Raw genomic sequence first — 25,597 nt, forward strand, 5'->3', positions numbered from 1 at the left:
AGATGAAGCGGCGGGTCTCCCATGGCGCCATCGTAGGTCGCGTAGAGCTTCGGATCCGGCGGCGGACCGGATTGGCGGTCGCCGAGCGGTTGCGGATCGGCGAGGAACTTGAACTCGTGCTTCCCGTCGGGGTGGGACCACTGGCCCAGCCGCCCTTGTCGGCGTCCGCGCCGTCCGAGAGGTGCTCGATGCAGCACGTGGCCACATCCCTGGACGCGTCGCAGCGGGTGGTTTCACAGCGGCGTCGAGGCAGTAGTGCCCGAGTTGTGCTCTTTCCAAACACGAGCGCACACAAGACTGCGCCCGGCCTGAGGGATACAGGCCGGGCACAGTGTCAGATGAATTACCGGTCGGGTCAGCCGTTCACGAGCATCGGTGCGCGGAGAAGTTCCTCGGGGACACCGAAGGCGTCGACCAGCGACCGTGCGTGCGGGCGCAGTTCCTGGCACAGCTCGTTCACGCCGCGCCGGACCGCCTTCGCGCGCTCCACCGAGATGTGCCGGTGCATCATGAACCACGACAGGTCGGCTTCGAGGGCGGAGTACACGAACAGGTCGCACACCTTGCCCAACAGTTCTGCGGCGGAACGGGAATCGCAGTTCTCGATCGCCTCGACGAAGGCCTCGAGCACCACGCGCTCGATGTGGGCGTGCCCGACCTTCAGCAGGTGGTCCTGCGCGTTGTTGAAGACGTCGAAGGCGTCGTTGTCGTCGTCGAGGGCTCGGCGCAGACGCTGCGCACACGTGCGGACGAGGTGGTCCTCACGGTTGCGGAACAGCCGGATCTGCGTGCTCCGGTCGGTGAGTGCCGACTTCTCGGTGTCCTCGTCGGAACTGTCGAGCAGTGTCTGCACCACCTGGCGGACGGCGGTCTTCTCGGCCACCACGTCGCGCGCCATCCCGGCGATGAAGCGGACCCAGCCGCCCGCCGAAAGACCTTGCACATCATCGGAATACGACGAGAGGAGTTCCTTGGCGATGAGCTGCATCATGATCGTGTTGTCGCCCTCGAAGGTGGTGAACACGTCGATGTCGCCGCGGATGATCGAGAGCTGGTTCTCGTCCAGGTATCCCGCGCCGCCGCAGGCCTCACGACTGACGTTGATCGAATGCGAGGCATGCCAGGTCGCGTAGGCCTTGAGGCCCGCGGCCTGTCCCTCCAGCTGGCGCTGGCGTCCGGCGTCGGAGTCGTCGGGTGCCACCGATTGGACGTCGTGCAGTTCGGCGACGATCTCGTTCTGGGCGAAGGCGATCGCGTAGGACTTGGCGATGAGCGGCAACAACTTTCGCTGGTGGCCGAGGTAGTCCAGAACGGTGATCTCGTCGGTGGCCTCCGGCGCCTCGAACTGCTTGCGGATCAGGCCGTACCGGGTTGCGAGTGTCAGCGCTTTGCGACCGGCGGCACCCGCGGTCGCGGCCACGCTCACGCGTCCGCGGATCAGCGTGCCGAGCATGGTGAAGAAGCGACGGTTGATGTTCTCGATCGGCGAGCTGTAGCTGCCGTCCTCGGCGACGTCGGCGTAGCGGTTGAGGAGGTTCTCCGCCGGTATGCGCACGTTGTCGAACATGATGCGACCGTTGTCGACGCCGTCGAGACCGCCCTTGTAGCCGCAGTCGCTGGTGGTGACGCCGGGTAGGTCGTTGCCGTCCTCGTCGCGGATCGGTACGACGAAGCAGTGCACGCCTCGACCCTCCGGCTCCTCGCCGGGTCCGCCGGTGATGAGCTGGGCGAAGACCGCGGCGAACCGGGCGTGCTCGGCCGCCCCGCCGATGTAGTCCTTGCGCGACGACGGGGTGGGGGAGTGGATCACGAACTCGCGGGCGTCGCGGTCGTAGGTGGCGGTGGTCTCGATGGCCTGCACGTTGGAGCCGTGCCCGGTTTCGGTCATCGCGAAGCAGCCCAGGACGTCCAGGTCGATGATGCCCGGCACGTACTTGTCGTGGTGGCGCTTGGTGCCGAGGTTCTCGACCGCACCACCGAACAGACCCCACTGCACGCCGGCCTTCACCATCAGCGACAGATCCGCGTAGCCGAGCATCTCGATCGCGGTGATCGAGGCGCCGATGTCGCCGGTGCCGCCGTGATCGGCGGCGAATCCGGCGGCGGCGAAACCCTGCGACGCCAGCTCGCGCATCACTTCGAGGGTGTGGGCGCGTGCCTCCTCCAGCGTGCAGGAGGGATCGGGGAGCAGGTCGGCGCGGTTGGAGTTCTCGCGGACGGTTTCCCTCGTGGCCCGCCACCGGCCGTCGAGGACGAACCGGAGGTTGTCGACGAGTAGCGCGCGCTCGTCGGCGGACAGGTCGTCGTCGGCGGAGACACCGGCCGGGGTGACCGGATCGTCGACGGTCGGTTCCTTGGCGATCGGGGTGCGCCCAGATGAGGTGGGACTCGACGGGGTGGGACTCTCGGTGGGAGTTGCCATGGAACCACCGTACGTAGTGCGCAGGCCTCCGTCCCACCTTTTGTGGTGCCCGCTACGGGCTCGGGGAGTGCACCAATCCGGTCACGGTGTCGGCGTCGAACCCCCACTTCGGAGGGTGCAGGCACTTCCATGTGATCAGTACCCTAGATCGCCGTCGCACGTATGGGCCGTCACAAACCCCACGGCCCTTCTCACACGGTCGCGAGAAAACGGAGGAATGATGTCGGTCTCCACCCCCGATGTGTCCGCGACAGGCCCGGGCCCCTCGACCACGGATTGGGGCGGCGCGAACCGCTCCGAGCTGAGCCCCCTGCGATTCCTGGAGCGTTCGGCGGCGGTCTTCCCCGACCGCGCGGCCATCATCTACGGGCAGCGTCGGCACACCTACGCGGAGTTCGCCGACCATGTTCAGCGGCTCGCCCGCGTGCTCTCCGCCAAGATCAAGCCCGGTGATCGCGTCGCCTACCTGGCCCCGAACATCCCGGAGATGCTGATCGCGCACTATGCGGTGCCGCTCGCCGGTGGCGTCCTCGTCGCCCTCAACTCGCGACTCGCCGGACCCGAGCTGGTCTACATCCTCGAGCACTCCGGGGCCAAGGCACTCTATTTCGACGCGGAGTTCCGCGACACCGTCGCCGCGATCATCGGGCAGGTGCCGGAGGTCGAGACGGTTGTCGAGATCGCCGATCCCGAGTTCGGGGTGACACCCGGTCCGGTTTCCGACGCCGGCATCGACGGGCTCGTCTCCTACGACGACCACCTGGCCTCCGCCGACGACCTCGATGCGACGCCGATCCCGTGGACGGTCGACGACGAGAACGCGATCATCTCGATCAACTACACCTCGGGAACCACCGGAAAGCCCAAGGGCGTCATGTACACCCACCGTGGCGCGTACCTGAACTCCTTCGGCGAGACCTTCCACAACCAGTTCACCGGTTCGTCGCGGTATCTGTGGACGCTGCCGATGTTCCACTGCAACGGGTGGTGCACGCCGTGGGCGGTGACCCACGCCGGTGCCACCCACGTCTGTCTGCGTGCCGTGCGCGCGGACGCGATCTGGGATGCCATCGACGATCTCGGTGTCACCCACATGTGCGGAGCGCCGACGGTCTGCACCACCATCGTCGGCTCGCCGCGGGCACATCGGCTGGACCGGCCGCTGCACATCACCACTGCCGGCGCGCCGCCGTCGCCGACCGTGATCGGCTCCCTCGAGGCGATCGGCGTGACCGTGGTCCACGTCTACGGCCTCACCGAGGTGTACGGCCCGTACACCATCTGCGAGTACCAAGATGCTTGGAGCGCACTGGAACCCGGCGATCGTGCGGCGAAGCTCTCCCGCCAGGGCGTGGGTATGGTGCAGGCCGAGACGGCCCGGGTGGTGGTCGCCGATCAGGTTCCGCTGGTCGACGTCCCGGCCGACGGCGAGACCATGGGCGAGATCGTGCTGCGCGGCAACAACGTGATGGCCGGATACTTCCGTGACGAGGACGAGACCCGAAAGGCGTTCGCGGGCGGCTGGTTTCACACCGGCGACCTCGGCGTCATGCACCCCGACGGCTACATCCAGCTCCGCGACCGCGCCAAGGACATCATCATCTCCGGCGGCGAGAACATCTCCACCATCGAGGTCGAGCAGGCCTTGGTGAGCCACGACGCCGTCGTCGACGTCGCGGTCATCGGTGTCGAGGACGAGAAGTGGGGCGAGCGGCCCCGCGCCTACGTCCTGCTGCACCCCGGGGCGACGCTGACCGGTGAGGAGCTCATCGAGCACGGCCGTCGCCTGCTCGCCGGTTACAAGGTGCCGCGCGACATCGTCTTCGCGCACGAACTGCCGCGCACCCCCACCGGCAAGGTCCTGAAAGGCGAGCTGCGTGCACAAGCCCGCGCCGAGTGACCCGGCGCCCAGTGACGTAGGGCAGGAACCGAATCCGTACCCGAAGCGCAGGAGCGCCGGTGGCCTCGCGGCCAGGCGGTCCCGTCTCGGGCCCCGGCGTGGGATGTTGGTCGACGAGCAGGTGGAGGTGACGCCGCGCGCGACGGGCGCCTTCGGCCGGCAGGACCTCGGTACCGCCGACCACTGATTCGGGTCGTGCGCCCGTGCGGACGCTCATGTGGTGATACTTGACCCATGTCAGTTGCCGATGTCGACAGCACGAGCTTCCGCATGCTCGTCGTCGCCGAGTCGATCCGGCTGTTCAGCGAGCACGGCTACGAGTCGACGACGGTCGAGCAGATCGCGTCGGCCGCCGGGATGTCGCGTCGCACGTTCTTCCGGCAGTTCGGGTCCAAGGAGGACGTGATCTTCGCCGATCACGAATCCCTGCTGGCGCAGGTCGATGACACCCTGGCCGGCTTCGAGGGTGATCCGTGGTCGGCGGTGTGCGCCGCCGCGGAGGTCGTGTTCAGCCATTTCCGGCGGGACCGCGATCTGGCCGTCCGGCGCGCCCAGGTGGTGCAGGAGGTCCCGGCGCTGCGTGATCGCGAGCTCGTCACCACCTACCGCTACCAGGGTGCCTTCGAGGAGTTCCTGCGGCGGCGCCTGCCCGACGAGCCGCCGGTCCGCATCGTGGCCTACGTCGCGGCGATCACCGGCACGCACAACTACCTGCTCCGGCAGATGATCCGCGGCGACGCTGACGCAACGCTCGAACGCCTGCGTCGTGAGCTCGCCCGGGTCGCGGTGGCACTCGGTGCCGAGGTCGACCGAATCGACGCCGAGGACATGCCGCAACAGGTCACCGTCGTGACCTATCCGGCGGGGACCCCGCCCGACGAGGTGGCCCGTCGCGTAGCCGATGAGCTGCGGAAAGCCTGACCGGGTCGGTCAGGTTCGGGACAACAACGGACCCGGCGAGGACAATCGGTGACGTGGGTCGCATTCCTACGGTGCCGTGGCGCGTTGACATGGCACTGAGTGCCGTGATGCACTGGTCAATAACCACCAATTTGGCACCCCGTGCCGTGAGGAGTTGTCATGGGTTTCGGAAATCCCGACTTCGACGTCTTCCAGCTTCCGGAGGAGCACGTCGCTCTGCGTGAGGCGATCCGCGCGCTCTCCGAGAAGGAGATCGAGCCGCACGCGGCTGACGTCGACGAGAACTCGCGCTTCCCGCAGGAGGCCCTCGACGCGCTGAACGCCTCGGGCTTCAACGCCATCCACGTCCCCGAGCAGTTCGGCGGCCAGGGCGGCGACTCGATCGCGGCCTGCATCGTCATCGAAGAGGTCGCCCGCGTGTGCGCCTCGTCGTCGCTGATCCCCGCCGTCAACAAGCTCGGCACCATGGGCCTGATCCTTAACGGCTCCGACGAGCTCAAGCAGCAGGTGCTGCCCGGCATCGCCTCCGGCGAGGCCATGGCCTCCTACGCGCTCTCCGAGCGCGAGGCCGGTTCCGACGCCGCCGGGATGAAGACCCGTGCCCGCAAGGACGGCAACAACTGGGTCCTCAACGGCTCCAAGTGCTGGATCACCAACGGCGGCAAGTCGACCTGGTACACCGTGATGGCCGTGACCGACCCGGAGAAGAAGGCCAACGGCATCTCCGCGTTCATGGTCCACAAGGACGACCCCGGCTTCACCGTCGGCCCGCTGGAGAAGAAGCTCGGCATCAAGGGTTCGCCCACCGCCGAGCTGTACTTCGAGGACTGCACCATCCCGCTCGACCGCATCATCGGCGACGAGGGCACCGGCTTCAAGACCGCACTGCAGACCCTCGACCACACCCGCCCGACCATCGGCGCACAGGCCGTCGGTATCGCGCAGGGCGCCCTGGACCAGGCCATCGCCTACACCAAGGACCGCAAGCAGTTCGGCAAGTCGATCAGCACCTTCCAGGGTGTGGAGTTCATGCTCGCCGACATGGCGATGAAGATCGAGGCCGCACGCCTGATGGTCTACACCTCGGCCGCGCGCGCCGAGCGGGGCGAGAAGAACCTCGGCTTCATCTCGGCCGCTGCCAAGTGCTTCGCCTCCGACGTCGCCATGGAGGTCACCACCGACGCCGTCCAGCTCTTCGGTGGCGCGGGCTACACCCGCGACTTCCCGGTCGAGCGCATGATGCGCGACGCCAAGATCACCCAGATCTACGAGGGCACCAACCAGATCCAGCGCGTCGTCATGAGCCGCGCGCTGCTTCGCTGATCGCCCGATTCTCAGCTGAATTCGCCCCGCCGGCATTGCCGGCGGGGCGTTTTCGTTCCCGCGGGACCATTTCCTTCGCGCGGTGCCATTTCCCTCCCGCGGGTGCTAGCCGACAAGCGGGAAGGAAACGGACACCGCGGGAGGGAAGCGGTCCCGCGGGAAGGGCGACTCACCGCGGCATTCTAGAGTCGTCTCGTGTCTGAGAACTCCACTGCCCGAGGTCGTGGCGGGCTCGGCAGTCGTCGGGGTGCGATTCTCGGGGCGCTGCTCGACACTCTCCAGAGTGAGGCCAAAACACTCGGACTCGACATCCTTCTCGTCACCCCTGAGCCCGCCGTGTTCAGCGCCGCTCAGCATGCTCGCCGCAACCGCGAGGCGAAAGGGTCGAAGCACTGGGATCCCGACGACGCCGAGATGACCGAGGCGCGGCGGCTCGGCGGTCTGGCGGCCAGCGGACACCTGGCGCTGTTCCTGGGTGTGGGGGTCAGCATGGCGGCGGGCCTGCCGAGTTGGGGCACCTTGATCGACGAACTCGGCAAGCGGGTCGGCAGTGAGTTACCCACGGACTTCGCGAGTCTCGACGCCCTCGACCAGGCGGAGTATCTCGCCTCGGCTATGGGCGGAGCCGAAAAGCTGAACGACGCCGTTATCGAGATTATTGGCCGGAAACAGAAGGTGGCGCTCGCGCACGCACTGCTGGCCGGAATGGGCTGCCGCGAAGTGGTCACCACCAACTATGACGGCCTCTACGAGAAGGCGGTGGAGGCGACGCGTCGCCGACGTCCAACGATCCTGCCGTGGGAAGCGGTCGGCGAGGAACGTCCATGGCTGCTCAAGCTCCACGGCGACATCGACAGGTCGCCGAGCATTGTGCTCACGCGTCGGGACTTCGTGCTGTTCGACGCCAAGTCGCGACCCGCCGGGTCCTTGCTTCAAGCTCTGCTCTTGACCAAGCACGTCCTCATTGTCGGTGCATCCCTCAATGACGGCAACGTGATCCGTCTGGCGATGGAGGTCGACGAGTACCTGCAGAAGAGCAAGGTGAAGTCCATCCGAGGCACGTTCGTCGACACGTCCGGCGTCGAAGCGCGACAACATCTTTGGAGAGATCAGTTCCGCTGGTTCGTCTGCGAGGGGACGGAGCGAGAAGACCGCGTCCGCCGGATGGAGATGTTCCTCGACGCGGTGGCTGCTTTCGCGGCAACCGATGTGCATTGGCTGTTGGACGAACGGTTCGACGGTCTGCTCGGCGAGCGGGACCGTGAGGTAGTCGAAGGCGCGCGCTGCCTGATGGCAGACACGCGCGGAGCGTCGGGTCTGCTCGCTCCTCTGAAGAGCGCGCTCAGCAATCTAGGTGCGCACTGAGCGGTTACCGCGGGAGGGAAGGGCCTACGCGGGAGGAGTGCCGTACTGCTTCACGCCGGCACGAGACGGACTGCCGGGGTGTACTTCTCCCGCCGGATGCGGCGCGGTGGCATGCGCCGGCGTTTGAGCGCCTTGACTCCCGCCTCGACCATCGCCGGTGGACCGCAGAGGTAGGCGGCATGATTCCGGCAGGACGGGAGGTCCTCCATCATCGCGTCACCGACGTATCCGGTTCGCCCGGACCACTGTTCGCGACTCAGGCACGGGATGTACCGGACGCCGGGATGGGTGGCCGAAAGTCCTTCCCAGAAGTCGACGTCGTAGAGCTCGGCTCGGGTGCGGACGCCGTGGTAGACGTGGATCTCACGTTCCGGATCGTCTTCGAGGGCTGCCCGGGCGATCGCCTTGAGCGGGGCGAGGCCGGTTCCGCCGGCCAGGAGGACCAGCCCGACGTCCCGCTCCTCCGGCTCGTGGCAGAAGTCTCCCCACGGACCTGTCATCGTCACCGGATCGCCGACGTCCAGCGACTCGAAGATCCAACCCTCCGTGGCCAGGCCACCGGGCTGGCGACGGATGTGGAATTCGAGCTTGCCGGGTTCGCTCGGGGGGTTGGCCATCGAATACGGCCGTGTCTCACCGGTTTCCGGTACCGCCAGCTCGACGTACTGGCCGGCGGTGAAGTCCAGCGGCTCGTCGAGGAGCACCGTCATCGACACGGTGTCGGCGGCGACGTCCCGAACGATGCCGACGGTCCCGGAGATGTCGCGCAGAGCGTGGCGTGGTGCGCCGGCGTCCTCTACCGGCGGATCGATGACGACGTCGGAGGTCGGGGTCGCCTGGCAGGACAGCACAAAGCCCTGTTCCTGATCGGCAACTGCGAGAACGGAATCCGGTGCCGGTGGGTTGTCGACGGTCCCGCTCAGAACGCGCACCTTGCAGGTGCCGCAGGTTCCCTGGTTGCAGGAGTTGGGGACCCACACCCCGTTGCGCAGGAACGCGTCGAGCATTTTCTGGTCCGGTGCACACGGCACCGACGAGTTCCCGGCGTTGACGGTGAAGGTGTCTGCGCTGCTCATGATCACACCTCCCAGTTCGCGTGCAGTGCCGTCGGACCGCGGAAGCCCCAGCCCCAGAACTCGACATCGGAGGAGGTGTCGCGCTCGATGTTCGGGATGGTCTCCAGCAGTTCCTCGAGGCCGATCCGGCAGACCTGGTTGGCGAAGTAGATGCCGGCACATGCGTGGTTTCCCGCGCCGAATGCCAGGTGCGGCAACGGGGGCCGGGTGATGTCGTACTCCGACGGGCGGTCGTAGACGGTGTGGTCGTGGTTGGCCGAACCGTAGGAGAGCAGCACCACCGAGCCCTCGGGGAGTTCGACCCCGGCGATCTCGACGTCCTTGGTGCTGATGCGTGCGGTCGCCGACCAGATCGGCGAGGTCCAGCGCATGCCCTCGGAGATGGCGCGGGGGATCAGGGCGGGTTCGTCGATGACCTGCTCGAGCTGGTCCGGCCGCGTGAACAGCCCGACGAGCGTCGAGCCCATCGCGTGCCCGGGCTCCTGCATCGCGCCGAGGAGATAGACGTAGAGGGTCGGGTAGATGTAGTCGCGGTCGCGGGTCTGACCGTCGGGCATGCCGTCGTGCAGCCAGTGCGAGATCGCGCTGTCGTCGGGGTTGACGATCCAGTTGTCGATCAGCGGGTCGACGATGGAGCGGATCTCCTCCTTGGCGGCATCGGCCTCGTCGAAGCCCTCGGGATTGGTGAACTCGCCGTTCTCGTCGACGCCCGCGTTGGTGAACGACCTCGACAGCTTGTGGAACCACTCGCGCAGCTTGTCCGAGCTGACCGACTTCAGACCGAGTAGGTCGCCGAGAGCGCGGACACTGACCGGTTCGCAGTAGCCGCCGACGAGTTCGGCCCGACCGGCGTCCTCGAACTCGCTCAGGTAGCGGCGTGCGATGGGACGCACGAGATCGTCGATCCAGCGGTCCACCTCCTGCGGCTGCAGCGCGGGGTCAACCATGGAGCGAAGGTCGTCGTGGATGGGTCCGTTGACGCCGATCACCGCGGGGTGCCCGAACGTGCGTCCGCCCGCCTTGGTGATGACGGCCTCGAAGTCGGGGCTGGTGGCGATCGAGCGGCAGATGTCGGCCGTGCTGGCAACGTACGACCCGAGCACCGGCACGTACGCCAGCGGCGACTCTGCGCGCAACCGCTCGTAGACCAGGTACGGATTGCGCTCGAGTTCGGTCATCGTGATGTCGTCGATCCAGGAAATCGTGCTGGTCATCGGTCGTCCTCACCTCGGTTGACGATGGTCGGCGGGCTGTCGCCGACGTGGTGTGACCAGACGTTAGGGACCGATCGTCGTGGGGGCGATACGCGATGCGCGGGAGCGGTACCGATTGCGCGACGAGTGTGATCTCCCTCTCTCATACGGTGGTGAGTGGGGTGTCTCACGGGGTTGAATCGCAGGTGTCGCCCCGATGGCAACGAGATCGGGGTTCGAGCGGGATTGGAGTTCGAGAACGCATGTCGACGCAGCGCACCACCCAGACCGGCGACTGGGACGCAGCACGCCGGGCCGTTGAGCAGGTGTACTTCCCGCATGAGCTGACCGCGCTGTCGTCGCCTGACCAACTTGAACTGCACCTGCAGAACGTCGACCTGGGTCCGGTCACCATCGGTCGGCTGAACTGGGGCACCGAGGTCTCGATCGCCTGCGACTATCCCGGCGCCTACGAGATCAACATCCCCGTCAGTGGGGTCCTGGAGTCCCGTTCCGGGTCGACGCGCACGACGTCGGAGCCCGCCAGGCCACGGTGTTCACCGCCGACCGGCCGTCGGTCATCACCCGGTGGTCGGCTGACTGTGTCGTCGTCGGGGTGAAGTTCGACGCCGAGTACCTCGCACGTGAGGCCGATCGGGTCCACGCGGGCCCGCTGCGTTCCCAGCTGCTGCTGCCGGATCAGCTCGACCTCAGCGGACCCGACGGCCAGTCGTGGTTTGCGCTCGTCCGTGCGCTCTCGGCGCAGCTTCGGGAGCCGGCCGACCTGCTCGCCAACCCGCTTGTCGGGCCGCAGCTCGCCAGCGCGGTCAGCAGCGCGTTCATCCTCGCGGTCTCGCCGGAAGAGGCCGGGACGGGCCTGCGGCCGCGGATGGTGAAGCGGGTGCTCGACGCCCTGCACGACGATCCCGCTCGCGACTGGCGTCTGGCCGACATGGCCGAGATCGGCGGATCGAGCCTACGACGACTGCAGGAAGGGTTCGCCGAGCATGTCGGCGCCACCCCCACCCAGACGCTGCGGGACATTCGTCTGAGTCGGGCACGAGCCGACCTGGTCTCGTCCGATGACACCTGCACTGTCGCCGAAGTCGCTGCACGATGGGGCTTTTCCAGTGCCAGCCGGTTCGCTGCCGCCTACCGGAAGAGGTACGGAATCGCTCCCTCGGAGCATCGGCGGTAGTGAGCTTCCCGCCCGGTTGGGCACGAATCCCCGTTCCCGCGATGTCCGTCTCCCTCCCGCTCATTCGCTCGCTGCCAGCCGAAGTGGATCTCCCAACGCCGACGCGCGGGGCCGCCCGGTATGGGATGTCGCGAGGCGGAAACCACCAACTACGACGACCTCCAGCAAAGTAAAGATCGGTCCGAACAGGGCATCTTCGTCGGCGGCTCCGCTCCGTCATCGACCAGGCCCGCGCCTGGTTCGCCGAAGACCGTGGATGGCTGCGCGACTACATCGATTAGGCCGCCACCCAGCAGTTCCGATGGTCATCGCCGGTATGAGCGGCGGATTCCGCACGCAGCCCCGACCGCGGCGCGCAGCTGAGCACCACCCTGCACGCGCCCCCGTCGGCATATCGAAGCCGGCCTTCAGCCGCCCGCGCACTTGTTCTGTGTCAGAACGGTGGCGGGTTGTTTCGGTCCCACTCGTCTTGTTGTCGACGATGGGTGTCGGTGCGGTGGTCGCGCTCGTCGGTGAGTCGTTGCCGCGCCGGGTGGTCGGGTGGCTGGGTTTTCAACGACGCGAACAGGTCTCGCCCGGTGTACGGGTTGCCCAGGTAGGTGTGGCCGGTGGGGGCTTCGAACCACACGGCGAGGTACTCGTCCTGGGAGTCGCGCCACCTGCCAAAGGTTTTGATGCGGTGGTGGAACCGGCACAACGGTTTGAGGTTGTGTTGGAGGGTCTTTCCGCCGCGGTCGGGGTGGCGGTGGTCGTATGGGTGGGTGTGGTCGAGGTCGACGGTCCACACCGGTTGGTTGCAGCCGGGGAAGGTGCAGCACAACTCGCCGGCGCGGACGAGTGCTTGCAGTTTCTTGCTCGGCACGTAGGTGCTGGCGGCTGCCGCGGCCCGGGCGTCGGCGTCGGCCGGGTCGGTGCGCACCCCGGTGGTGATGAAGGTGTGAACCGCGTCAGCGAAGAGCCGGCGCATGGTGTGGGCGTCGATCAGCCCGTGGCCGTCGAGCATGCCGGGTGCGTTGTCGAGCCCGACCAAAGTCGTCAGGTTGCCCACGATGTGGTAGGTCGGTCGGGGTGCGCGGCAACTGGTGCAGGTGCAAGTGCAGTCGCCGGTCGGCTCCGAGACCGGCGCGTTGTCTTCGGGTTCGGTTGCGGCGGTGTCGGTCACGGCCGGTACAGCAACGGGGGTGGGCTCGGGGTCGGGTGTTGCCGCGTCGGCGGGTTCGGCGGGCTCGGGGGTGTCGAGGTTCTGCTCGGCTGGTGGGGGTGTGCAGTCGGCGCACCGGCAGTCCAGGGTTTGTCTGCCGTGGGCGAGGGCGAGTAGGGCGTCGGCGCGGCGCTGGGGCATGGTGCGCGGGTCGCCGGTGTGCACGCCGGTGGCCATGGAGGTCAGCTGGGCGTTGAGGGCGGCGGCGTCGGTGTGGGGGAAGTGTCCGGTGATGCGCGACTGGCCGGGCTGGTGGCGGTCGGGTCGGATGTTGACTCCGCGGTCCCGGGTGGCCTGGTCGTTGCGGCGCTTGACCGCATCAGGTGCCTGCCTGTGCACGATCTGGTCGACCATGGTGGTGAACCGCGCCGTGGACATCGGATCGCGCGCCAGGATTGCCTCGGCCAACGCGGCGTCCACTATAGGCATGGTGGCGTTGTCGACGAAGTCTGTGCGTTTGAGTGCGATCAGGAACCGGTCGAGGTCGATTCGTCCGCAGGCCAGGGTGGTGCCGGTCAGCGGAAGTCGGTACCGCATGGCGTCGCCGGTGCGGATGAGATCGCGGGCCTCGGCGGGGGTGAGGTTCAGGGCGGCGCCGAGTTCGGCGGTGGCTTGTTCGAATCCGTTGGGCCCGAACTGTTCATACGGGTCCGCACCGGTAACTGCTTGTGCTGTCCTGTCGAGGAGTTCGTCGATGGAACCTGCCTCGCCGGGGTGAATCGCACTGCGGTGCAGTAGGTATTCTTCTTCGCGTTGTTCGTGGAGCAGGCTGGCGGTGATCAGTGTGCGGCAGGTGTTGGCGGCGTTCATCGATGCCGAATAGACGGCGGTGCTGATCAGGGCTTCGGGCGAGAGGCCGGCGAGTGATCCGAACACGTCGAACCCCGCGTCGGGGAGATCCCCGCCGGGGTCGATGGTGCCGAACTCGAAAGCCATGACACCACCATACGAAGGGGGTCCGACAAAACCGTCGGCACGACTCCGACGGATCGTCAGGCGCCAGAACTACTTTCGGTAGTAGACGTGGGTCAGCGGTGTCGGATGGCGCGCCGCGCGATCTCGATGGCCGTCGAACTCAGCGTCACCCCTCGGAGTCCCCGTTCCGGGGGCGAGACGGCTCCGAAGAACTCGTAGATTCCGTTGTCGAGGTCATAGAGGTCGTACTTCTGGATCGGGCGCCCGCCCGGGCCCTGCCAGCGATACGCGGTGAGCAGCGCGCCGATCGTCTCGAGTGGCATCTCGTCGCCGGGTTCGGAGGCGGCGGCGAAGAAGAGCATCAGCAGACTCGCGTCCTCGCTGAATTGATCCATCTTCTGGTTCAGCAGCCGGTCTGCGAGATGGTCGGCCAGTGCCTGCGGATCGTCGGCGAGGTTCGCTCCGGCTCGGGTCGGCAGGAGGCGGCCTTTGTACTTGCGTAACAACCCCATCCGAAGCATGGACTCGCGGAAGTGCAATACCGGCGCGCTCTGGACTTCTCGATTCTTGGCGCCGAAGAAGTACTTCATCGTCGGCAACACCTTGGACGCCGCAACCACGTCAGCAGGTTTCAAGTAGCCAGCCGAGGTGAGTGTGAATCCTTCATCACGTGCGCGACGCAGGAACCACAGGTACGGGTTCAGGTCGGCCTCGAGTTGCTCACCCGTCGCCATTGTTGATGAACTCGCCAGCCGACCTGCGCTCGCCGTCAGAGCTCCGGACTCGTCGAACGGTTGAATCCGGCACAGCAGAACGCCGAGACGACCATCGATCCCGGCATCGACGAGCGAGAGGATGGGATCGCTGAGTGCGGCGTTCACCTCGTCGATGTCGAAATGTGCGGGGTCGTCGACGACCTCGGCGAGTGACTCCGCGTCGGTGATCCCGCCGCAGTCCTCCGGCGGTGCAGCTCGCCGACCGCCGACGCAGCGGGCCCACGGGGTGTCCTTCGACGCCTCGTGGACGCTTTCGACCTGCAATGTCAGTTCCCAGCTGTCGCCGTAGTCGTAGACGTAGCGCAGGACGTCGCCTTGTCCGTGGAGCGTCTCGTCGAGGCGAACCTCGGCGACGGGTGTGCCCACCTCCTCGCCTTCCTGGGCGTCGAACGGGCACAGGAACAGTTCACTCCTGCGGTCGAATGGGCTGCCGCCCAGGGCAAAACGATAGAGGTGGTAGTCCAGCCATCCGAACGCCGCTTGAATGATCCGGTGCAGATCTCCGAGAGAAACATCCGAGCGGACGTCGAGGCGGCGCCAGATGGGAGGACGCGCCTCGTCGAGATCTACGCGGATGCGGAACACCACGGTCTCGGCGAGCGGTTCCTTGCGATGACGAACCGACGGAGGTCGCATGAACCTGTCCGCGGCGGCAGCGCTGAGCTGATTCAACAGTGTGGGGAGTTCGTTCGGTTGTAGGCCGGCAATCATCGACTCGAACTGGCGACGCAGTTCTTCGGCATCGGGCGATTCATGACCAGGATCGTGCATGCTGCCCAGCGTAGGCCAGGCCCCGTTTCCCGCGGTGTCCGTTTCCCTCCCGCTTACCGGATCCGGCAAGCGGGAGGGAAACAGTCGGGCGGGAGGGGGACCGCCCCGCGGGGAAGTGTCTATGCGTACGCCGGCCGGAACGTCAGCCGGGCTCCCTGGGCCTTGGCGGCGTCGCGGAAATTCTTCATCGCGCGTTCCATGTGGAAGCCGTTGGTGACGATGAGAGCGCCGGTCCCGCCCATCCGTTTCAGCATCGCCACCGTGTTCTGGGCGTTCTGCACAGTCGAGGTCGACGCGACCTCGTTGACCATCTGCCACGGCGGGATTCCGCGTCGGATCAAGCCGATGTTCATGAACTGTGCCTCGGCGATGGGTAGCCAGTGGGTGTCGCCGCCCGAGGCGATGATCCGGTTGAACGGATGCTTCTTGGCGAGGTTCGCTGCGACGTTCAGTCGCTGGGTCATGATCTGCGGTGTCTGCCCGAACTGGCCGAACCTGGCGCCGAGGACGACGATGTAGCGGGTCGGCGGGCTTTCCCAAGGAACGTGCTGTTGGGGGTGCCGAGCTCGGAACTGCCGAGGTCAACGCTCCCGAAATCCAAACTGGTGGCGGCTGATTCGATCTTCGCTGTGCTGTTGTCCCCGGTGGTGGTGACGGCAACACCGGCCGTCGTCACCGCCGCGGCGACGGCGATCGCGGGCATCATTCTTCTCAGACGCATGCTCTCGAAGTGTACGGATGAGCACGGCCGTGCAGGTTTCGGCGCGATAACATCTGCATCACCAGTCACATACGTAACAGGTTGAATCAGCGTCGAACCATCGTCGGATCATCAGGTCGCGCAGGGGTCAGGTGAGCGCGATGTACTTCACCGAGAGGTACTCGTCGATTCCTTCGCTGCCGCCCTCGCGGCCGATGCCCGACTGCTTGATCCCGCCGAACGGCGCTGCGGCATCGGAGATCACGCCGCGGTTCACCCCGACCATGCCCGAATCCAGGCGACTCGCGACGCGCATGCATCGTTCCAGGTCGCGGCTGTAGAAGTACGCCGCCAGGCCGTACTCGGTCGAGTTCGCGGCAGCGATCGCGTCGTCCTCGGTGTCGAAGGTGCTGATCACCGCGACCGGGCCGAAGATCTCCTCGCGCGTGACCGGCGCGTACGGGTCGACGTTGTCGAGAACCGTTGCCGGGAAGAAGAATCCGCGACCGTCGGGTCGTTCCCCGCCGAGGCGGACCCGTGCTCCGTCGCTCACGGCCTGCTCGACGGCGGCCGCGACCTTGTCCCGCTGATCGGCGTTGACCAGCGGCCCGAGGGTCACGCCGTCCTTGTAGCCCGGCCCCATCACGACGTCGGACATCTTCTCCACCAGCTTGGTGGTGAACTCCTCGGCGACACCGGATTGCACGAGGAATCGGTTGGCCGCTGTGCAGGCCTCGCCGCCGTTGCGCATCTTGGCCGCGAACGCTCCCTCGACCGCGGCGTCGACGTCGGCGTCGTCGAAGACCAGGAACGGTGCGTTGCCGCCGAGTTCCATCGAGGTGCGTTGCACGCGTTCGGCCGCCTGCCCGAGCAGGTTGCGGCCCACCGGCGTCGAGCCGGTGAAGCTGATCTTGCGAATCCGGTCGTCGGTGATCAGTGCGGTGGACACCTCGCCGCTCGAACTCGTCGGCAGCACCGACAGCACACCGGGCGGCAACCCCGCCTCCGCGAAAGCCTCGGCCAGCGCCAGCATCGTCAGCGGTGTCTCCCGCGGCGGTTTCACGATCATGACGTTGCCGGCGGCCAGCGCCGGCCCGATCTTGCGCGTTCCCATCGCGAGCGGAAAGTTCCACGGCGTGATCGCCAGACACGGTCCGACCGGCTGCTGGGCGACGAGGATCCGTCCGTTGCCCGCGGGGGCCTGGGTGAACCGCCCGCCGATGCGGACCGCCTCCTCGGCGAACCAACGAAGGAACTCGTTTCCGTACTTGGTCTCCGCCCGGCTGTCGGGGAGTGCGCGGCCGAGTTCGAGCGTCATCAGCAGGGCGATGTCGTCGGCGCGGTCGGTGAGCAACTCGAACGTCCGGCGCAGGATCTCGCCGCGCTCGCGGGCGGGCGTCGCGGCCCACTCGTCGGACACGGCGACCGCGTGGTCGAGCGCGGAGCGGGCATCGGCGACCCCGGCGTCGGCGACCGAGGTCAGCGACTCCTCCGTGGCCGGGTCGTACACCTCGAAGGTGGCGCCGTCGGCGGCCGGCGTCGAGCGGCCGTTGATCCACAGTCCGGTCGGCACCCCGTCGAGAACCGCCTGGGGATCGATCACATCCCTGTCGCCGACATCGCTGGAGTTCATGCGGTCTCACATCCTCGTCTGTTCGAGTTGCAGCCTCGGCATTCGCACGCCGTTTTCAACGCTACCGGCCGGGCGGTGGTTGCCGACCGCCTTCGCGCGGACGCACGATGGGTTGGTGGACACACGACACCGATGCGGTCGGACCAGCTCCCTGTTGCGCGGTCTCGGCCTGCTCGCGGTGGCCGCGACCCTGGCGACTGGTTGCTCGAGCGACGACGCCGCGGGCAGCCCAGGCCCGCCGCCCACATCCGCCGAGACCCAGACCGCCGACAACCGCACGGATTACGTCAACCTCGGCGACAGCTTCAGTGCGGGGACCGGCGTCCAGCCGCTGGTGGAGGACTCGCCGATCCTGTGCTTGCGCTCGTCGAAGAACTTCGCGCACATCGTTGCCGCGGAGGAAGACCTCTCGCTGACCGACGTCAGCTGCGGCGGCGCCGAGACCGCCGACTTCCGGAACGCCCAGCACGAGGGGGTGCCGCCGCAGCTCGACGCCCTGACCGCTGACGCCGACATCGTCACGGTGATGATCGGCGGCAACGACAAGGGGACCTATGGGCGGACGATCGAGCTCTGCAGCCGAGCGGCGGACACCAATCCACTCGGCTCGCCGTGCACCGATCGGTACGGACGCTCTTTGATCGAGCCGGTCGCCACCGACATCTATCCGGCCATCCGTCAGGCGCTGCGCGACGTGAAGGCCAAGGCGCCGGACGCGAAGGTGCTGCTCGTCGGCTATCCGTGGCTGATGCCGCCGACCGTCGGCTGCTACCCCGAGATGAAGCTCGCCGTCGGCGACGCCCCCATGATCCGCGAGCTGCAGACCTCGCTCAACGAGTACGGCCGACGCGCTGCCGAGGACGAGGGTGTCCGGTTCGTGGACATGCTGCCGGTGTCGGTGGGGCACGACGCCTGCGCCGGTCCGCAACGCTGGATCGAGCCGATGACGGCGCAGGGACCCGCCCGGGTTCACCCGAACGAACGGGGCCAGGCAGCGATCGCGGAGCAGGTCCGCAAGGCGCTCGCGAACTGACCGTCGACGGCCCCATCTGACACCCCCGCGTGACCCGGAGCACCCTCTCACCAGCGGCGATTTGGGTCACCCGGTGCCATTTGGAACACTGTAGGCCGTGACCCCTTCCGTTGACGGCCCCATCGTCGAGCATTCCGACTCCTCCGCGGCGCTGTTCGCCCGCGCCGCCGAGGCCATCCCGGGCGGCGTCAACTCTCCGGTCCGTGCCTTCTCTGCGGTCGGCGGGACCCCGCGCTTCATCTCCAGTGCCCAGGGCTGCCGCCTGACCGATGCCGACGGCAACACCTACGTCGACCTCGTCAGCTCGTGGGGACCGATGATCCTCGGCCACGCGCATCCGGCCGTCGTCGAAGCCGTGCAGCGTGCGGCGACCAGCGGTTTGTCGTTCGGCGCGCCCACCGAGGCCGAGATCGAACTGGCCGAGGAGATCATCGGCCGCGTCGATCCGGTCCAGCGTGTGCGCCTGGTGAACTCGGGTACCGAGGCCACGATGTCGGCGATCCGGCTCGCCCGCGGATTCACCGGTCGTTCCAAGATCATCAAGTTCGCCGGCTGCTACCACGGTCACGTCGACGCCCTGCTCGCCGCCGCCGGTTCGGGTCTGGCGACGCTCGGTCTGCCGACGAGCCCGGGCGTCACCGGTGCGTCGGCCCACGACACCCTGGTTCTGCCCTACAACGACCTGAAGGCCGTCGCGAAGGCATTCGAGGAGCACGGCCACGACATCGCCGCGGTCATCACCGAGGCGGCCGCCGGCAACATGGGCGCGATCGCGCCGCACGCGGGCTTCAACGCCGGTCTCCGCGAGGTCACCCGCCGCCACGGCGCTCTGCTGATCATGGACGAGGTCATGACCGGCTTCCGGGTGAGCCCGAGCGGGTGGTACGGCCTCGAAGGAGTCGCGGGCGACCTCTACACCTTCGGCAAGGTCATGAGCGGCGGCCTGCCCGCCGCCGCCTTCGGTGGTCGAGCCGACGTCATGGAGCGCCTCGCGCCGACCGGCCCGGTCTACCAGGCGGGCACCCTGTCGGGGAACCCGGTCGCGGTGGCCGCCGGCCTCGCCACCCTGCGTCACGCCGACCACGAGGTCTACAACAAGCTCGACGCCAACGCCGACCGTCTCGCCGGACTGCTCACGGAGTCGCTAGCCGCAGCCGGTGTCAGCCACCGCGTGCAGAAGGCGGGCAACCTCCTGAGTGTGTTCTTCACTACCGACCCGGAGATCCCGATCGTCGACTACGCGGGGGTGAATGCGACGCAGACCTGGCGATTCGCCCCGTTCTTCCACGCGCTGCTCGAACGCGGGGTGTACGCACCGCCGAGCGCCTTCGAGGCCTGGTTTGTGTCCGCCGCACTCGACGAGGATGCTTTCTCGCAGATCGCCGACGCGCTGCCCGCGGCAGCGCAAGCAGCCGCTACCGCAGCCACCCCGGGGGACAACGCCTGATGCACACGATCGTCCACATGATGCGCCACGGAGAGGTCGACAACCCGGAGGGCATCCTCTACGGCCGACTCCCCGGTTTCCGGCTCTCCGGCACCGGCCGCTCGCAGGCGCAGACGGTCGCCGACGCCCTCGCCGACCACGACGTCAGGGCCGTCTTCGCCTCGCCGCTGCAGCGTGCGCAGGAGACCGCGACCCCGATCGCGGCCGCCCACGGGCTGTCCATCCAGACCAACGACGACCTCATCGAGGCCGACAACGTCTTCGAGGGCCTCAAGGTCTCCGTCGGCGACGGCGCGCTGAGCAAGCCGCGGCACTGGCCCAAGCTGCGTGACCCCTTCACCCCGTCGTGGGGCGAGCCGTACATTCAGCTGGCCCACCGCATGCTGGCCGCGGCCAACAAGGCCCGCGACGCCGCACGCGGCCACGAGGCCATCTGCGTCAGCCATCAGCTGCCCGTCTACACGCTGCGTCGGTTCCTCGAAGGTCAGCGCCTCTGGCACGACCCGCGTCGGCGGCAGTGCTCGCTGGCCTCGCTGACCAGCCTGATCTACGACGACGACGCCCTCGTCGACATCATCTACTCCGAGCCGGCCGGTGCATCCGACCCGCTGGCCACCGGTGCGTGAAGCCAGAGGTAGAGAAGCAGTGCGCAAGTTCCTCCTGCCGGCAGTGCTGTCGGCCCTGATCCTGCTGATCAGCGGCTGCAGCACCGGTGACGACGCGGTGGCACAGGGGAACACCTTCCAGTTCGTGTCGCCCGGCGGGCAGACGGTCATCACCTACGAACCGGCCGACCGCAAACCGATCGCCGGCCTCGAGGGCGAGGACCTCGTGAGCGGGCAGCCGCTGTCGCTGTCCGACGCGAGGTTCGCCGACAAGGTCGTGGTCATCAACGTCTGGGGTTCGTGGTGCGGGCCCTGCCGTGGCGAGGCCGACGACCTCGAGCGCGTCTACGAGGACAACCGTGACAACGGAGTCGAGTTCCTCGGCATCAACCTGCGCGACGACCGGAACTCCGCGAAGGACTTCGTGATCGACCGCAAGGTCGGGTTCCCGTCCATCTACGACTTCCCGGGCCTGTCCCTGGCGGCACTGACCACCCCGACCTCGGTGGTCCCGACGACGATCGTCCTCGACCGTCAGCACCGGCCGGCCGCGGTCTTCCTCAAGGCCGTCTCCGACAAGGAACTCGACGAGGTCGTCAAGCGGGTCGCCGCGGAACCCACGGGTGCCGCCTGATGTCCCAGCCCACCACGGCCGACCTGACGACGACCGTCCTCGCCTCGTCGATCGGCGACACCTTCGCCGACACGGTGACCAGCGGCCCGCTCCTACTCGCCCTCGCGGCATGTCTGCTGGCCGGTCTCGTCTCGTTCGCGTCGCCGTGCGTGGTGCCGCTCGTCCCCGGTTATCTGTCGTATCTCGCGGGACTCGTCGGCGCCGAGGCGCCCGCGGTGAAGGCGGGCGAGGGAGCCAAGACCGGACGCTCACGGGTCGCGCTCGCCGCCGGCCTGTTCGTACTCGGTTTCACCGTCGTGTTCGTCGCTGCCACCGCGACGGTGCTGGGGGTCACCAGCACGTTCGTCCTCAATCGTGAACTGCTGCAACGTATCGGCGGCGTCGTCACCATCGCCATGGGCCTGGTGTTCATCGGCCTCATCCCGGCCCTGCAGCGTGAGGTCCGCTTCGAGCCGGTGCGCGTCTCCAACATCGTCGGCGCCCCGCTGCTCGGCGCGGTCTTCGCGCTCGGCTGGACGCCGTGCCTCGGACCGACGCTGGCCTCGGTCATCGCGACCGTCAGCGGCACCGAGGGTGCGACCGCGGCCAAGGGCGTGACCCTCATCGTCGCGTACTGCCTGGGCCTCGGCCTGCCGTTCGTCGTGCTGGCATTCTCCTCGGCGTGGGCCCTGCGCAGCCTCGGCTGGCTGCGCCGCAACGCCCGGACCATCCAGATCATCGGTGGCGTCCTCCTCATCGGCGTGGGCGTCGCACTGCTGACCGGCTGGTGGGACCAGTTCATCGTCTGGGTCCAGGTCCGCTTCGTCACCGACACCCAACTACCGATCTGAGCGTGTTGCAGCCATGACCGACGTCTCCGACCGTCCCCAGGTGGACACCCCCGAACCCGGCGCGCCCAAGCCGCACTGGGCCCGACGCCGGGTGCTCTGGCCGCTGCGCAACCTGTGGCGTTCGCTGACCTCGATGCGCACCGCCCTGCTGCTGCTCTTCCTGCTGGCACTCGCGGCGATCCCCGGAGCGCTCCTCCCGCAGCGCGAGCTGAACGAGACCAAGACGCTCGAGTACATCGCCGAACGCGGCACGCTCGGCACCTGGATGGACCGGCTGCAGCTGTTCGACGTCTTCTCCAGCGTCTGGTTCACCGCCATCTACGTGCTGCTGTTCGTCTCGCTGGTCGGCTGCCTCACGCCGCGGATGATCGAGCACTTCCACAGCCTGCGTGCCAAACCCGTTGCCACGCCGCGCAATCTGTCGCGGCTCCCGCGGCACGTCACCCACACCGTCGACGGCACCCCCGACGAGATCGCCGACCGCATCAACGGCCGGCTCCGCGGCTGGCGGCGCGAGGTCGTCGTCCGCGAACCGTCCAAGGCCTACCCCGACGGCTGCGTCGAGGTGTCCGCGGAGAAGGGTTACCTGCGGGAGTTCGGCAACCTGGTCTTCCACTTCGCGCTGCTCGCGCTGCTGGTGTCGATCGCGGCCGGAAAGATGTTCGGCTACGAGGGCACGCGAATCCTCGTCGCCGACGGCGAGCAGGGCATGTGCAACACCTCGACCGCCGTCTACGACTCCTTCCGCGCCGGCAACCTCGTCGACGGCACCGACCTGTCGCCGTTCTGCTTCCGCGTCGACGACTTCTCGGCGACCTTCCTGCCCAGCGGGCAGCCCGACATGTACGACGCGACGATCCGCTACGCGGAGGGAACCAAGGTCGGCTCCCCGGACACCTGGACCAGCACCTCGGTCCGCGTGAACGAACCGCTGCGCGTCGCCGGCGACCGTGTCTACGTGCTGGGCAACGGCTTCGCCCCGACTTTCACCGTGACCTTCCCCAACGGGGAGAAGCGCACCCAGACCGTCCCGTTCGTCCCGGACGAACTGCAGACGATGCTGTCCTCGGGTGCGGTGCGCTACGACACCCCGGCCGGTCTCTATCCCGACGCCGACGAGCGACGGAAGAACCAGATCGCGCTCGAGGGCCTGTTCGCGCCGACCGCGCTCTACCACGGGACCCTGCTGACGTCGCTGTCTCCCGAGCCCGACGACCCGGCCGTCGCGATCCGCGTCTACAAGGGCGACACCGGTCTCGACACCGGCAAACCGCAGAACGTCTACTCCCTCGACCAGGACCTCGTCGAGCAGGGCCGCCTCCAGCGGCAGGCACAGGTGAACCTGAGCATCGGCCAGAGCCACACCACCGCCGACGGCACCACCGTCACCTTCGACGGATACAAGCGGTGGGTGTCGGTGCAGGTCTCCCACGACCCGGCACAGATCTGGGTGCTGGTCAGCTCGATCGTGATGCTCGGCGGGCTTCTGATCTCGCTGCTGATCCGCCGCCGTCGCATCTGGGCGCGGCTCGTCCCGGCACCGGTCACCACCGGGCAGGACGGCAGTCGAAACCCGGCCGGCTCCGAACCGCTCGATGGAAAACGACGTACTGTAGTAGAGATTGCCGGTCTGGCCCGTACCGATCAGGCCGGCTGGGGTGAAGGGTTCGAAGATCAGGCGGCGGCACTCGTCGTCGACGACGACGCAAACACCTCGCGGCGCACGACCCGGCGGCTCTAGCCTCCGGCGAAAGGAACCTTGATGAACAACGGCACCGCTCAGGTGGACGAGACGCTGGCTCGCTACTCCGACCTGTTGTACGGCACCGCGATCACCGTGTACGTGGTGGCGGCTTTCTTGTTCTTCGGAGCGCTGGCGGCGGTTCGCGGCCGCAAGCTCGAGGAGCGGGAACTCGTCGCCGCCGGTTCCGCTGCATCGGGTACGGACGCTGTGCGCGTGCCCGGCCGTGTCGCGGGTCCCCCGAAGCGGACGTTGGGAGACAAGCTCGGCAACATGGGCCTGCCGGTCGTGTATGTCGGCCTGATCGCCCACCTCGCGTCGATTGTCCTGCGCGCCATCGCCACCGATCGCGCCCCGTGGGGCAACATGTACGAGTTCGTCTCGATGACGTGCGCGGCCGGCGTGCTCGCGGCGCTGATCATCCTGCGCAAACCCGAACACCGCGCGCTGCTGTCGTTCGTGCTGCTGCCGGTCATCCTGCTGATGTTCATCGCCGGTCGCTGGCTCTACACCCAGGCCGCCCCGGTGGTCCCGGCGCTCAAGTCGTACTGGCTGACCGTGCACGTGTCGATCATCTCGGTGTCCTCCGGCATCCTCATGGTCTCGGGTGTCGCCAGCATCCTGTATTTGATGAAGATGCGCTGGGCGTCGAACCCCGCCGACAACGCGGCTTCCACCGCTCGCCCGGGACTGGGGGGCGCGCTGCGTCGCATCGTCGACCACATCCCGGCGGCCGAGAGCCTGGACCGCCTCGCCTACAAGACCGTTGTCGTCGGCTTCCCGCTCTTCGGCCTCGGCGTGATCTGCGGAGCCATCTGGGCCGAGGCAGCGTGGGGACGCTTCTGGGGCTGGGACCCCAAGGAGACGGTGTCGTTCATCGCGTGGGTGATCTACGCGGCCTATCTGCACGCCCGCGCAACCGCAGGCTGGCGCAACACCGCCGCGGCCTGGATCAACGTCGCCGGCTTCGTCGCGATGCTGTTCAACCTGTTCATCATCAACCTGGTCGTCTCGGGCCTGCACTCGTACGCAGGCCTCTGAGCCGTCAGGCGTCGGGCTCCGGGGTCTCGGCCTGCTTCGCCAGAGCCTGTGACTTCACGAGTTTCAGCAGATCGATGAGGGCATCGATCGTGTCCGGGCACAGTGAACCGAGGTCGATCCCGGCCAGGTGGCTGCCGGTGACCTCGAGCATCTCGACATAGTTCTGCTGCTGTCTGACGCGCTCGAGGTCCTCGTCGGGATTGGAGAGGAAATAAGTGACGCTCACGTCGAAGGCACGGGAGATGGCTTCGACGGTGCGGAACGACGGAGTACGAGCTTTGCCGGTGCGGAGCTGCGAGATGTACGCATCCGACAGCGAGTACCCCAAGCGGTTCGCTTTCTCGGCGATCTTCTTGCCGGTGTAGCGGATCCCGTTCTCGTCACGGCTGTGCTCGAACAGGTGACCGATCTTGTCTGCGAAGCTCAGGTCGTCATCGGTCGACGCCCCTTGCGGAGATCGTCCCGGGTTCAACGGCGCCTTCTCTCGGATCATCCATCGTGGAGTCGATGATGAGAAGGACATTACCCTACCCCTGGGTATGTTCCGGCAAGGCTTTCTGAATCTCGTCTCAGGTTTTTGTATATGACGCGGTTCAGCAGATGGCTGACGTCAGAGGTCGTCAGCTTCTCCGCCGTTGGTGTCACGGGTGCGATTGTCGAGGTCACGAAGAAAGTCGGGGTCGTCGTCGGGGCCGACCGGCCCTCTGGAGCGACGCCGTTGACCGCCGGACGGGGAGGCGCTGCCGCCGCCGTCGGGTTGCGGACCGAACGCACGCCACATCAGGAAACCGATGGCGAGCAGACCGAGAACGGCGAACAGATAAGTCATGGCAACCTCCCGTCAACCAGGGTACGTCAGTTCGTCTGGCAGC

19 protein-coding genes and 3 pseudogenes are annotated in these 25,597 nt (G+C 67.4%); 12 read left to right on the forward strand and 10 right to left on the reverse strand.

Annotation, left to right across the window (positions count from 1 at the left end; all coding sequences use genetic code 11):
* Nucleotides 1–11: 11 nt before the first annotated feature.
* Together GOALK_RS24585 and GOALK_RS09280 are read right to left on the reverse strand one after the other, a co-directional pair.
* Nucleotides 12–184: pseudogene (locus GOALK_RS24585) on the reverse strand (manganese catalase); the annotation flags it as partial.
* A 171-nt stretch (nt 185–355) separates the two neighbouring features.
* Entirely contained in the window at nt 356–2,422 is a 2,067-nt protein-coding gene (locus GOALK_RS09280; protein WP_006358547.1) for an acyl-CoA dehydrogenase family protein, read from the reverse strand.
* 220 nt (nt 2,423–2,642) lie between these two features.
* On the opposite strand from GOALK_RS09280, the gene GOALK_RS09285 reads away from it, so the two are divergent.
* The 4 genes from GOALK_RS09285 to GOALK_RS09305 all read left to right on the forward strand — a co-directional run bounded on the left by GOALK_RS09285 (nt 2,643) and on the right by GOALK_RS09305 (nt 7,931).
* The gene (locus tag GOALK_RS09285; RefSeq protein ID WP_006358548.1) at nt 2,643–4,322 is read left to right on the forward strand and encodes an AMP-binding protein; all 1,680 of its coding nucleotides are present in this window, start codon (nt 2,643–2,645) and stop codon (nt 4,320–4,322) included.
* Nucleotides 4,323–4,556: 234 nt separating this feature from the next.
* Nucleotides 4,557–5,243, forward strand: coding sequence for a TetR family transcriptional regulator (locus GOALK_RS09295; protein WP_006358550.1), 687 nt, complete (start codon nt 4,557–4,559; stop codon nt 5,241–5,243).
* Nucleotides 5,244–5,402: 159 nt separating this feature from the next.
* Nucleotides 5,403–6,566: an acyl-CoA dehydrogenase gene (locus GOALK_RS09300; protein WP_006358551.1), complete on the forward strand. Its 1,164-nt coding sequence runs from the start codon at nt 5,403–5,405 to the stop codon at nt 6,564–6,566.
* Between the two features lie 336 nt (nt 6,567–6,902).
* Nucleotides 6,903–7,931, forward strand: a complete 1,029-nt coding sequence (locus GOALK_RS09305) for an SIR2 family protein (protein ID WP_232283151.1) — start codon at nt 6,903–6,905, stop codon at nt 7,929–7,931.
* Nucleotides 7,932–7,981: 50 nt separating this feature from the next.
* Here the strand turns inward: GOALK_RS09305 and GOALK_RS09310 are convergent, their stop codons facing one another.
* A complete protein-coding gene (locus tag GOALK_RS09310) occupies nt 7,982–9,007 on the reverse strand; it encodes a 2Fe-2S iron-sulfur cluster-binding protein (RefSeq protein ID WP_006358553.1) in 1,026 nt (341 codons plus the stop codon).
* Between the two features lie 2 nt (nt 9,008–9,009).
* Complete coding sequence (locus GOALK_RS09315; protein WP_006358554.1) at nt 9,010–10,221, reverse strand: cytochrome P450; 1,212 nt, start codon at nt 10,219–10,221, stop codon at nt 9,010–9,012.
* Between the two features lie 242 nt (nt 10,222–10,463).
* On the opposite strand from GOALK_RS09315, the pseudogene GOALK_RS09320 reads away from it, so the two are divergent.
* Nucleotides 10,464–11,398 (forward strand): annotated as a pseudogene (locus GOALK_RS09320) (AraC family transcriptional regulator).
* Nucleotides 11,399–11,831: 433 nt separating this feature from the next.
* On the opposite strand, the gene GOALK_RS09325 reads toward GOALK_RS09320, so the two are convergent.
* The 4 genes and pseudogenes from GOALK_RS09325 to GOALK_RS09340 all read right to left on the reverse strand — a co-directional run bounded on the left by GOALK_RS09325 (nt 11,832) and on the right by GOALK_RS09340 (nt 17,394).
* Nucleotides 11,832–13,535: a DUF222 domain-containing protein gene (locus GOALK_RS09325; RefSeq protein WP_006358557.1), complete on the reverse strand. Its 1,704-nt coding sequence runs from the start codon at nt 13,533–13,535 to the stop codon at nt 11,832–11,834.
* 92 nt (nt 13,536–13,627) lie between these two features.
* The gene (locus GOALK_RS09330; protein WP_035753343.1) at nt 13,628–15,061 is read right to left on the reverse strand and encodes a plasmid pRiA4b ORF-3 family protein; all 1,434 of its coding nucleotides are present in this window, start codon (nt 15,059–15,061) and stop codon (nt 13,628–13,630) included.
* A 119-nt stretch (nt 15,062–15,180) separates the two neighbouring features.
* Nucleotides 15,181–15,782, reverse strand: a pseudogene (locus GOALK_RS09335) (YdcF family protein).
* A gap of 127 nt (nt 15,783–15,909) precedes the next feature.
* Nucleotides 15,910–17,394 carry an NAD-dependent succinate-semialdehyde dehydrogenase gene (locus tag GOALK_RS09340; protein ID WP_006358561.1) on the reverse strand — a complete coding sequence of 495 codons (1,485 nt, stop codon included), beginning with the start codon at nt 17,392–17,394 and terminating at the stop codon, nt 15,910–15,912.
* 115 nt (nt 17,395–17,509) lie between these two features.
* Here GOALK_RS09340 and GOALK_RS09345 point away from each other — a divergent pair, with 115 nt between their 5' ends.
* From GOALK_RS09345 to ccsB, 7 genes are all read left to right on the forward strand, one after another.
* Nucleotides 17,510–18,427, forward strand: coding sequence for an SGNH/GDSL hydrolase family protein (locus GOALK_RS09345; protein ID WP_372512918.1), 918 nt, complete (start codon nt 17,510–17,512; stop codon nt 18,425–18,427).
* A 97-nt stretch (nt 18,428–18,524) separates the two neighbouring features.
* Nucleotides 18,525–19,874: a glutamate-1-semialdehyde 2,1-aminomutase gene (gene hemL / locus GOALK_RS09350; RefSeq protein WP_006358563.1), complete on the forward strand. Its 1,350-nt coding sequence runs from the start codon at nt 18,525–18,527 to the stop codon at nt 19,872–19,874.
* On the forward strand, nt 19,874–20,500 hold the full coding sequence (locus GOALK_RS09355; RefSeq protein ID WP_006358564.1) for a histidine phosphatase family protein: 627 nt from the start codon (nt 19,874–19,876) through the stop codon (nt 20,498–20,500). The genes hemL and GOALK_RS09355 overlap by 1 nt, the downstream gene beginning before the upstream one ends.
* A 19-nt stretch (nt 20,501–20,519) precedes the next feature.
* Nucleotides 20,520–21,113, forward strand: a complete 594-nt coding sequence (locus GOALK_RS09360) for a TlpA family protein disulfide reductase (protein ID WP_006358565.1) — start codon at nt 20,520–20,522, stop codon at nt 21,111–21,113.
* On the forward strand, nt 21,113–21,943 hold the full coding sequence (locus GOALK_RS09365) for a cytochrome c biogenesis CcdA family protein (protein WP_006358566.1): 831 nt from the start codon (nt 21,113–21,115) through the stop codon (nt 21,941–21,943). The genes GOALK_RS09360 and GOALK_RS09365 overlap by 1 nt, the downstream gene beginning before the upstream one ends.
* A gap of 13 nt (nt 21,944–21,956) precedes the next feature.
* Nucleotides 21,957–23,684, forward strand: a complete 1,728-nt coding sequence (gene resB, locus GOALK_RS09370) for a cytochrome c biogenesis protein ResB (protein ID WP_006358567.1) — start codon at nt 21,957–21,959, stop codon at nt 23,682–23,684.
* A gap of 21 nt (nt 23,685–23,705) precedes the next feature.
* The gene (ccsB, locus tag GOALK_RS09375) at nt 23,706–24,725 is read left to right on the forward strand and encodes a c-type cytochrome biogenesis protein CcsB (RefSeq protein WP_006358568.1); all 1,020 of its coding nucleotides are present in this window, start codon (nt 23,706–23,708) and stop codon (nt 24,723–24,725) included.
* Nucleotides 24,726–24,729: 4 nt separating this feature from the next.
* Here ccsB and GOALK_RS09380 read toward each other — a convergent pair whose 3' ends face one another.
* Nucleotides 24,730–25,197, reverse strand: a complete 468-nt coding sequence (locus GOALK_RS09380; protein WP_006358569.1) for a helix-turn-helix domain-containing protein — start codon at nt 25,195–25,197, stop codon at nt 24,730–24,732.
* 138 nt (nt 25,198–25,335) lie between these two features.
* Nucleotides 25,336–25,554 carry a hypothetical protein gene (locus GOALK_RS09385; protein WP_006358570.1) on the reverse strand — a complete coding sequence of 73 codons (219 nt, stop codon included), beginning with the start codon at nt 25,552–25,554 and terminating at the stop codon, nt 25,336–25,338.
* Nucleotides 25,555–25,597 lie beyond the last annotated feature (43 nt).

The sequence above is a fragment of the Gordonia alkanivorans NBRC 16433 genome (genome assembly GCF_000225505.1).
Classification (GTDB): Bacteria; Actinomycetota; Actinomycetes; order Mycobacteriales; family Mycobacteriaceae; genus Gordonia; species Gordonia alkanivorans.

Coding starts and splice junctions, on each gene's coding strand:
- GOALK_RS09280 (WP_006358547.1), bottom strand. CDS start 2,422: ATGGCAACTCCCACCGAGAGTCCCACCCCGTCGAGTCCCACCTCATCT.
- GOALK_RS09285 (WP_006358548.1), top strand. CDS start 2,643: ATGTCGGTCTCCACCCCCGATGTGTCCGCGACAGGCCCGGGCCCCTCG.
- GOALK_RS09295 (WP_006358550.1), top strand. CDS start 4,557: ATGTCAGTTGCCGATGTCGACAGCACGAGCTTCCGCATGCTCGTCGTC.
- GOALK_RS09300 (WP_006358551.1), top strand. CDS start 5,403: ATGGGTTTCGGAAATCCCGACTTCGACGTCTTCCAGCTTCCGGAGGAG.
- GOALK_RS09310 (WP_006358553.1), bottom strand. CDS start 9,007: ATGAGCAGCGCAGACACCTTCACCGTCAACGCCGGGAACTCGTCGGTG.
- GOALK_RS09315 (WP_006358554.1), bottom strand. CDS start 10,221: ATGACCAGCACGATTTCCTGGATCGACGACATCACGATGACCGAACTC.
- GOALK_RS09325 (WP_006358557.1), bottom strand. CDS start 13,535: ATGGCTTTCGAGTTCGGCACCATCGACCCCGGCGGGGATCTCCCCGAC.
- GOALK_RS09330 (WP_035753343.1), bottom strand. CDS start 15,061: ATGCACGATCCTGGTCATGAATCGCCCGATGCCGAAGAACTGCGTCGC.
- GOALK_RS09340 (WP_006358561.1), bottom strand. CDS start 17,394: ATGAACTCCAGCGATGTCGGCGACAGGGATGTGATCGATCCCCAGGCG.
- GOALK_RS09355 (WP_006358564.1), top strand. CDS start 19,874: ATGCACACGATCGTCCACATGATGCGCCACGGAGAGGTCGACAACCCG.
- GOALK_RS09365 (WP_006358566.1), top strand. CDS start 21,113: ATGTCCCAGCCCACCACGGCCGACCTGACGACGACCGTCCTCGCCTCG.
- resB (WP_006358567.1), top strand. CDS start 21,957: ATGACCGACGTCTCCGACCGTCCCCAGGTGGACACCCCCGAACCCGGC.
- ccsB (WP_006358568.1), top strand. CDS start 23,706: ATGAACAACGGCACCGCTCAGGTGGACGAGACGCTGGCTCGCTACTCC.
- GOALK_RS09385 (WP_006358570.1), bottom strand. CDS start 25,554: ATGACTTATCTGTTCGCCGTTCTCGGTCTGCTCGCCATCGGTTTCCTG.